The 10,093-nt window shown below is 36.2% G+C and carries 5 protein-coding genes; 2 read left to right on the top strand and 3 right to left on the bottom strand.

What is annotated here, in order from left to right; translation table 11 throughout:
* From WKT20_RS16780 to WKT20_RS16770, 3 genes are all read right to left on the bottom strand, one after another.
* Positions 1-576: carboxypeptidase-like regulatory domain-containing protein (locus WKT20_RS16780; RefSeq protein ID WP_340417775.1), on the bottom strand; the 576-nt coding region annotated here is incomplete at its 3' end.
* A 402-nt stretch (positions 577-978) separates the two neighbouring features.
* A complete protein-coding gene (locus tag WKT20_RS16775) occupies positions 979-2,439 on the bottom strand; it encodes a RagB/SusD family nutrient uptake outer membrane protein (protein ID WP_340417774.1) in 1,461 nt (486 codons plus the stop codon).
* Positions 2,440-2,457: 18 nt separating this feature from the next.
* Positions 2,458-5,424 (bottom strand): SusC/RagA family TonB-linked outer membrane protein, encoded by a 2,967-nt coding sequence (locus tag WKT20_RS16770; RefSeq protein ID WP_270661847.1) that lies wholly within the window; start codon positions 5,422-5,424, stop codon positions 2,458-2,460.
* Positions 5,425-5,765: 341 nt separating this feature from the next.
* Between WKT20_RS16770 and WKT20_RS16765 the strand changes: the two genes are divergently transcribed.
* A complete protein-coding gene (locus WKT20_RS16765) occupies positions 5,766-6,929 on the top strand; it encodes a site-specific integrase (RefSeq protein ID WP_340417773.1) in 1,164 nt (387 codons plus the stop codon).
* Positions 6,930-7,348: 419 nt separating this feature from the next.
* A partial coding sequence (locus WKT20_RS16760; RefSeq protein ID WP_340417772.1) for a SusC/RagA family TonB-linked outer membrane protein occupies positions 7,349-10,093 on the top strand: 2,745 nt, incomplete at its 3' end.

Here is a 10,093-nt window from a genome sequence, read left to right as displayed (position 1 = left end):
CAAATCACCCGACTGAATCGGCATTCCATCCACTACGTACAAAGGAGAAGTACCCGAAGTAATAGAGTTTACACCACGAATATGTACTACAGGAGCCTGACCTACTCCTCCAGAAGGAGTCGTTACATTCAAACCAGAGGCACGTCCCTGCATCATCTGGTCCAAACTTGTATTAGGCACGTCCTTTAACGCATCGTTACGGATTGAAGCTACTGAAGCAGTCACCGTACGTGCGCTCTGCGTACCATACGCCACAACCACCACTTCTTCCAAAGCCTGCGCATCCGATTTCAACACAACGTTTACCACCGGTTTCACAGCAACTTCCTGACTCTGCAAGCCGATAAAAGAAACTACTAAAGTTTTTGCCGAAGCCGGTACACCAGAAATTGTAAAGTTTCCATCAATGTCAGTCACTGTCCCTACAGTAGTACCTTTTACCAACACCGATGCGCCCACTACCGGCAATCCGTCTTCTTCCGACATTACATTACCGGTCACTTGAGAAACTTGGGCGTTTGACAGACCAATCCCTATCAGAAGAATGGCCATGAACAACGTCATTCTTTGTTTCATAAAATCTCTCTTTTAATTTAGTTAAGTTAGTCTAATACATTTATCACAAACGGGGCGCAAATGTAAGAAAATAAAGAGAATTTATAAAACAGCGGGCAATTTTACACTAAATTTTATTTACAGGGAGCAAAACGATATTAAAAGAGATAAACAGATGGTTTTTAGAAACTTGCTTCCACTTTTCCAAGTGTATAAAAAGTGAATACAAATAAAATAAAATTGCATTTATTTTGTATTATTAAGAAGTTCATTCTAATAAAAAGACCAGTTTTTAAGTGGATAAGACGAAAAAAGAGATTGCCTCAAAATGAAGTGACCCCCAAAAATTATTAGTCTAATCAAGGAAATCAAAATAAAAGGCTACCAGTAAGTGGTAGCCTTTTAATAAATTAATTGTAAACTTTAATTCCAGTTTGGAGATAAGTTACTATTAGCATTTTGATCATTAGCCGGAATCTCCCATACGAACTTTTGATTTTCAGAACTAATATTTAGAGACTCCATGCCAGTTCCAATCGATAGGATATTAAGATCTTGAGGATCATGACGTTGGAATCCATCATGCCATCTTTTCAGGTCATTTAAACGCATTCCTTCACCAATATATTCTCTAATCCATTCTTCCTTAATCGATTTAAATAATTCATCCCCACTTTTATTATTAAGAGAAGATGCACCACGTTGAGTACGCAAATCATTTAAATATCCTAAAGCTGCAGGTTCATTACCTTCTTTATAGGAAGCTTCAGCTGCTATTAAGTAAAATTCTGCACTTCTAAACAACTTAGGCATATTATAATATTCATAAGTCGTTGTTTTTAAATCTGGGTTTCCAGGATATTTATTCAGCATATAGATATTATCAGCAGATTTATCTCCGCAAACTACTTTTGTACGCAAGAAATATGTATCCTTTCTTATGTCATTGTCTTCGTATAAATCGATAACCCATTGTGAAGGTACAAAATCAGGACTATAACTATTGATAGACGTATTCCAATATAAATAATAAGGAAGCTCATTGGTTCTTTCGTCTATAGATAAGAACACTTTATATATAATTTCACTTCCTTCATCATTCAGGAATACTTTTGATAAATTATCTTTTGTCGTAGACAATGGATATTTATTAATCAAAGATTCTGATATAGTTACAGCCTCTGCATAGTTGTGCATATACAAATCTACACGTGCTTCCAATGCATCAATTACATCAGTAGTTAAGTAAATTGAATTTGAAGCACCTTCTGTTGTCATTAATTTTCTTGCTTCAGTAATATCTGATTTGATTTGCTTGTAGGTATCAGCTAATGAAGAACGACTTGGCTTAGCATTCGGGTCTACATCAAGAACCAACGGCAAACCTAAATCTGAAGAAGCTGTTTCAGGCTCATAATCTTTAGCAAAACGGACAGCAAGAGTATGGTAACATAGTGCACGTATTAAGTAAGCTGTACCCTTTATATTTTTAGCCTTTTGCTGCTCATCTTCACTTTCAAGAGCTATATTGTCTACATTATTAATTATGTTGTTACAATTAGTAATACAGAAATAGTTATTCTTATAAATGTCTTCTATATCATATTGTGAACTTGTGAAGTCCCATCGATGCAAGTCACCACCTCTATTTGAAAAAGAATATGTAGCGTTAAATAGGTCAGACTGATAATCGGCTGCATAGATATAAAGACCTCCGTTTATAGTTTGCAGAAATGAATACAAACCGGTTTCAAAACGGGTTGCATCATCTATAGTTTGCCAAGCTGTTTCTGTCGAAATGTTTGTTTCTGGATATTTGTCCAAATCACATGCCGTCAGAACTGCCATTGCAGAAAATAAAGTTCCTAAGACTATTTTATTCATAATATATGTCGTTTTGAATTAGAATGTGATTTCAGCTCCAATTGTAAATTGTTTGGTATTCGGGAATGCCCCAAACGTTAAATTTGAATCAATTTCAGGATCTGCACCTTTATATTTTGTGATAGTAAACAAGTTACGTGCAGCAGCTGTTATCTTAAAGTTTTTAATAATTTTCGTTTTTTCCAGCCAGTTTTTAGGGAATTGATATCCTACTGCCAAATTCTTTAAACGCAAGAAAGAAGCGTTTTCCAACAAATGAGTATCAAATATCATAATTTCGCCAAACTTAGGCATGTTAGTAACATCTCCAGGATTTTCCCATTCATTAAGCACTTCTGTAGATTGGTTCTTTCCTGCGAAATTTGCTGGGTTCTCAGAGAAATATCGGTCATTGTTCACCATATGCTTACCTAAAACCCACGCGAAGTCAGCGCCAATGGAGAGACCTTTCCAAGAAAAGTTTAAGTTAAATCCACCTGTATGGGGTGCATATTGCGTTACACCTGTGGCTTGATTCAATGCTCCAGAATTAGCCAAATCCACATCTTTTGTTGTCTCACCGTCTGTTCCTGGTACATACCACATTTGCTTACCATCTGCTGGGTCCACTCCTGCAAAGACAGGCATATAGAACTGAAGAGGTTCTCCAACTTTGTAAGTTAAAGAATAACTAGGCATTGGCCATTCTTCATAACCATAGAACAATTCAGTGATTTCATTCTTATTATAAGCATAGTTCATGTTGAATTGCAATAACATGTCCTTTGTTTTAATAATATCTACTCCCAAAGACAATTCCACACCTGTATTTTTCATGGAACCGATATTCTGCATAATTGTGGAGAACCCACTGGTATAAGGTACCGGTACTTCCATCAGCATATCTTTTGTCTTGCGGTTATACCATGTGATTTCCGTACGGATACGGTCGTAGAATGATGCTTCAATTCCTATGTTAGTCAAAATCTGTGTTTCCCAGCCTAACTGTTCATTTCCAGGAGCAGAAATATACCATCCTCCCTGTGTATTATAATTACGAGTTCCTACAAGTCCTAAATGATCATAATTACCAATTTCAGAGTTTCCTGTAGATCCTACGCTTCCTTTTAATTTTAAAGATGTCAAGAAATCCACATCTTTCAAAAAGTCTTCTTCTTTGATATTCCACATTAATCCGCCAGAGAAGAAAGTAGCTGCACGATTGTCTGCGCCGAAACGAGATGAAGCATCATTACGTACAGAAAAATCAGCATAGTATTTTTCTTTGTATGCATATTCTGCACGTCCGAAGAATGATAAATATGCATAAGAATAAGGGTTCATGCTTCCACTATAATCATCTAAATTCACCAAAAGTGCGCTGGTTCCACTCCAGATTCCAGACAAGCGGTCATCATTTTGTCCTGTCGTCTTGCTGACAAAACCACTGAAATTACTTTTAATACCTTCTTGTCCAGCCAATAAGGTTATATGATGATCGTAATTAACATCAAATTTATATTCAGCTGTATTAGTAATTGTGAACTGAGAATTTCTCTTGAAAAGTTCAGTAGTAGTACCAATTCCGTCTACACTAGGATGAGAAGAAAGTTTTTTTGAAGTTTTACGATAATCATAAGCTTCAATGCCTAATTGAGAACGTAAAGTCAACCCTTTTATTGGAGTAAGTTGAATAAAAGCGTTTCCATTAAATTGAGCCTGATTTCCTTTATTGGGACTCTTATCAGTAAGATAATTGGGATCATAGCTGTTTAAACCCGGAATTTTTTCCAAGCGGTTGCCGTTTTCATCATAAGGATTAAAATAAGGTTGATTTAGCAGTGTCCCCAAAATACCACCTGCAGTATAATTCGATCCTTGATAAGTGTATAGAGAGGTCTCTGTCATATCATAAGCTCCAGCTATATTAGCTCCAATACGCAACCAATCATTAACTTTTGTTTCTAAGTTAGCTCGCAAAGTATATCTTTCATAACCCGAACCATATACAATACCTTCTTGGTTCATATACGAAGCAGACAAATAGTAAAGAGACTTATCACCACCTCCTTGAACAGAAAGATTTCCCTGATAAGTTGGAGCATTTTTAAAGAAGTAATCTTGCCAGTTGGTATTAACTCCAGAAGCCATATATTTATCATAGGTTTCTTGAGTAATAATTCCATGTTTTAACTGATAACCTAATAATTGGCTTGAGCTCATTGGAGTGGCAACATCTTTTGCTAACATAGAGACTCCATAATTACCTGAGACTGTAACTACAGCCTTTTCATTCATTTTACCTCTTTTGGTGGTTATGTAAATAACACCATTGGCAGCACGTGATCCATAAATAGAAGTTGCAGAAGCATCTTTCAACACGGTTACGCTCGCAAAGTCATTAGGGTTCATCATGCTCATAATTTCAGAACTTACAGGAGAACCATCCAAAACATATAGAGGTGCATTTCCTGCTGTTAGAGAGCCTATACCACGCAAATAAGAAGATGCAGCCATGCTTTTATCTCCCGGGTCACCAGAACTTGTAAACACTTGAAGACCTGCAACCTGACCTTGCAACGCATCCATCACGTTTACCACTGGTCTTGAAGCTATCTTCTCAGAGGTAACATTTGCAATAGAACCAACTACAGTCCCTACCTTTTTAGCACTACCATATCCGACAACCACAACTTCATCAAGTGCCTCAGCATCAGACTTCAGTACCACATTGACGTTCGGCTTAATCTTCACTTCCTGCGATTGCATTCCGATGAAAGAAATGACCAAAGTTCCGGCGGAACTTGGCACGTTAGTCAACGTAAAATTACCATCAATGTCGGTAACAGTACCTACAGTGGTACCTTTTACCAATACTGATGCGCCCACTACAGGTAAACCATCCTCTTCAGAAGTAACGTTACCCGTCACCTTTGAGATTTGAGCGTTTACCAGACCAATACCTATCATCAGGCAGGTCATTAACAGCATCAATTTTCTTTTCATAAAAATCTCTCTTAAAGTTTAACTTTACATTAATAAAAATTCATTCACTCTAACAAGAGGCAAAAGTAGTAATATCTTTTTAAATATTTATACCATTTTCAATAAAATTCCCCGAATAGGTTGCTTTTTAACACTTATACCTGCCACTTTCATGCAAAAGTATGTTTTTATAAAGTAAATGATGTGCATTTCTTATGCATAGTCTTTGTTGTAATGCCAAAATATGAATCCTTTTTCGCCAGATACTTGTTACTTTTAATTTGGTTAAAATAGGTACTATATAGATAATAAACTTCTTCTTACTGCATATTATCTGCATATTTTCTTAAAAACAATATAGTATGAACAAGATTTATTTCAGATTGGTCTACAATCGTAAAAAGAAGTTAAACAAATCAGGTAATGCTCTTATTCAGGTAGAAGCTTATAGAAATCGCAAAAAGGTTTACATTTCGACAGGAATATATGTCAATCCGCAACAATGGGACAATCGTCATAACAGAATCATTCAACATCCACACTCTGAGGAGCTGAATCGAATGTTGGAAGAATTTATTTTGCAATTACAATGGGAAGAATTAAAATCATGGAAACGTGGTGTGCATATTAACTTGTCTGCTTTTAAAACTATAAGCCGTCAAAATGATACTGAAAAAATGACATTTTTGTCCTTTGGTAGAAACTGGGTAGAACATTCATTACGCAAGGATGCTACCAAAAAGAATCTTTTAACGACATTGGATTTGCTTAATAACTTTCGCTCTTCTATTGAATTTGAAGATATAACTTATTCATTTCTTCTTGAGTTTGAAGATTTCATGCGACAAAAAATGTACGAGACAAATACAATTGCCAAACACATGAGGCAATTAAGGACTTTTGTTAACGAGGCTATTAAAAGAGGATACATTCAGCCGGAAAATTATCCGTTCAGAAAATACCAGATAAAAACGACTCAGAGCAAACATAGTTTTCTGCTTCCTGAAGAAATCAGAAAATTGGAGAAACTGGAACTTTCATTGTATTCAAAATCGCTAATGCACAGTTTAAAGGCTTTTTTATTTTGTTGTTACACAGGAGTTCGGTATTCAGACTTTGTACTTCTTAATGAAAAAAACATTGTTGCGATAAAAGGAGAAAAATGGCTTATATTTAGAACTGTAAAGACTAATACGGAAGTCAGCATACCATTATATCTTCTTTTTCAAGGAAAAGCTCTCCGGTTATTGCAGGAATATCATCAGAATGTAAATGATTTTTTTCACCTAAAATCGAATTCCTCCGTAAATAAGGATTTAAAGAAAATCGGTATGTTGGCTAAAATAGAAAAACACTTTTCATTTCATACGGCCCGACATACTAATGCTACTCTTTTAATTTACAATGGGGCTCAAATAACTACAGTCCAAAAGCTATTGGGGCATCAAAGTGTAAAAACTACTCAGGGATATAGTGATATTTTCTCTGGAACGATTATCAAAGACTTGAAGAAATGTAAGTTCTAAGAAAGTGAACAAAATTATTGGCAAAGAATTATTTTCATGTTGTTCCTTATAATAAAATAAGAATAATTATAGCGACAATAATTTTTCAGTATGGCCTTAAATAAAATAAAACTCTCCTTGAATATACTTTCCTTCGTTGAAAGGAATTCTCTGTTTCACACTGTGGGATACAAAAACCACAGTGTGGGATATGTATTTCACAGTGTGAAATACATATCTCGCAGTATGAAACAGAGAATTTATGAGAGAGTTTAAAAGAATATATTTAGAGAATATAAAAAAGCATAATAGGAGATGGAATTTGCTCTTTGATTAAATTTATTCCATTAAAAGAGCCTTGAAAAAACAAGGTATTTATCAGGTAGAAAATTACTCTAAATGACACATTCACAAATTATCTAGCTATAATCTTTTTCTGTATGATGCGCCTAGTTATTCATACAATTATCTGGTTGTCAATAAATTATAAAGTGCATAGTTCCGCCGGAACTTTGGTCATTTCTTTCATCGGAATGCAATCGCAGGAAGTGAAGATTAAGCCGAACGTCAATGTGGTGTTGAAGTCTGATGCCGAACAACTTGATGAAGTAATGGTTGTTGCGTATGGTACGGCTAAAAAGTCATCATTTACAGGAGCAGCCGCTTCTGTGGATGGCGCGAAAGCTTTAAAGGATATTCCTGTCACATCTTTTGAGCAGGCTCTTGCTGGTACAACTCCTGGCTTGACAATAAACAGTAACAGTGGACAACCTGGCGCTGCATTAGAAATTCGCGTAAGAGGTACAGGTTCAATGAATGCAACTAATGAACCTTTATATGTAGTAGATGGTGTTCCTGTTGTTTCCGGAGACGTAGCTATTTCAGCTGTTTCAGGAGACAGCAAATCATTTAACATCATGTCCTCTATTAACCCCAGTGACATTGAAAATATTACAGTGTTAAAAGATGCAGCAGCAGCCTCGTTGTATGGATCGAGAGCAGCCAATGGTGTAATCCTAATTACGACAAAAAAAGGAAAAGCAGGAAAGACTCGTATTAACTTTAAAGCAAACTGGGGTTTCTCTGATTGGGCTATGAAAAATCGTGAAAATGTAAATGGTACTCAACGCCGAGAATTAACCTATGAAGGAGCTTATAACGAAGCTGTACTCTATGGTATCCCTGATGCAGACGGCAATTATACTCCAGCCACAGAAGAACAGGCAAAGGCTTACGCTCAGGCTGCAGCCGATACTTATGCACCTGACTATAATGAAAACTGGGAATCTGCTTTATTTCGCAAACATGGTTCCTCACAAAACTACGAATTCTCTGCTCAAGGAGGTGATGAACGAAATTCATTCTTTGCTTCTTTAGCATACAAAAAAGACCAAGGTAAAGCCAACAACTCTAAAATGGATGGATTTATCGGACGTATTAATGCAACTCACCGTTCTGCAGATAATAAATGGCAAATGGGAGCAAATATTTCACTAGCAAAACAGAAGTCTTCTGTTGTTAGTGAAGGAACAGCTTATGCCAATCCTTTCTTCTTGCTTAACCATGTGATTACCCCTAACATACGAATTTATGATGAAGAAGGGAACTATGATATGTCAAACCCAATTATTCAGGCTTATTTCCCTAGTTCACACCCAATAGAAGATTTGCAAAAGGATAAAAATGAATCAAATGTATTTAGAAGTTTAAATAATTTATGGGCTTCTTATGAGATTCTTGACGGATTAACCCTTAAAGAAAATGTAAGTTATGACTATGTATCTAATAGATCACTGACTTATTGGCCTTTAGATTCAAATAATGGTAGCCAAATGGGAGGTATAGGTGCCAATTATATTTTGAATCAAAACAATATTTACTCTTCTACCACATTAAACTATATAAAGACTTTTAATCAGAAGCACAATTTGGATGTATTAGTTGGATGGGATGTGGATGACCGTCGTATTGAGTATGTATTAGCCACACAAGGTGGATATCCACACAATAAACTACCAGAATCTGTCAATGCCGCAACTCCAATGGAAGGAGCTGCTTATTATAAGCAAGACCATTTGCTGTCACTTTTGTCTCGCGTAAATTATGATTATGACAACAAATACTATATATCAGGAAATTTCCGTCGTGATGGAAGTTCACGTTTAGGAGCCAACAACCGTTGGGCTAATTTCTGGTCAGTTTCTGCAGCATGGAGAATGACACAGGAAGAGTTCTTACATGATTTAACATGGCTAAACGATTTGAAAATAAGAGCATCTTATGGTATTAATGGTACTCTTCCCAATTCATATTATAGTCATTTAAGTCTATATGGATATGGATATAACTATCAAGACAAACCAGGCTCTGCTCCTACTTCCGTTCCCAACCCTGACCTGTCATGGGAAAAGAATAAGAATCTCAACATTGGATTCGACGCCCGTCTTTTTGACCGCTTAAACATTACATTCGATTATTATACACGTCGTACAAGCGATTTGTTACAAGATGTTCCTACATCAATGGCTGTGGGTTTCCAAACAATGTTGAAGAATGTTGGTGAAATGAAAAATCAAGGTGTAGAAGTAGACATCAACGTGGACGTATTCAAGCATTCACAAGTAAGATGGAATACAGGTTTAGCATTATCACACAATAGCAATAAAGTAACCAAGCTTTATGGAGGAAAAGATATCATTGATGGTACCAGTATTATTCGTGAAGGAGAATCATACTATTCATGGTGGAGCCGTGAATGGGCTGGTGTAGACCCACAAACCGGTGAGGAACAATGGGTATTAAATACAGTCAACGAAGATGGTAGCATAAACAGAGAGTTGACAAAAGACCCAACTCAAGCTCAACGTGTAATTATCGGCAAACCAGACCCAAAACTAACTGGTGGATGGAGAAACTCTGTTTCATGGAAAGGATTAGAATTGAGTATGCTTTTCAATTTCTCTTTAGGTGGAAAAGTATTCGACACTTGGAGAACAAGTCTTACAGATACAGATGGATATCAGGTATGGTATAATATGTCAACCGAACAGTTAGACAGATGGCAAAAACCTGGTGACGTTACAGATGTTCCTCGCCGAATCAATAATTACAAATGGGGAAATTATGGGAGCTCACGTTTTATGAAAGATTTGAACTATTTACGTTTGAAATCATTAAGTCTTTCT

Origin of the sequence: Phocaeicola sp. ICN-14070, from assembly GCF_037892625.1 — a bacterium.
In the GTDB taxonomy this organism is placed as follows: Bacteria; Bacteroidota; Bacteroidia; order Bacteroidales; family Bacteroidaceae; genus Phocaeicola; species Phocaeicola plebeius.
This window is presented reverse-complemented; position numbering and strand designations above follow the sequence as displayed.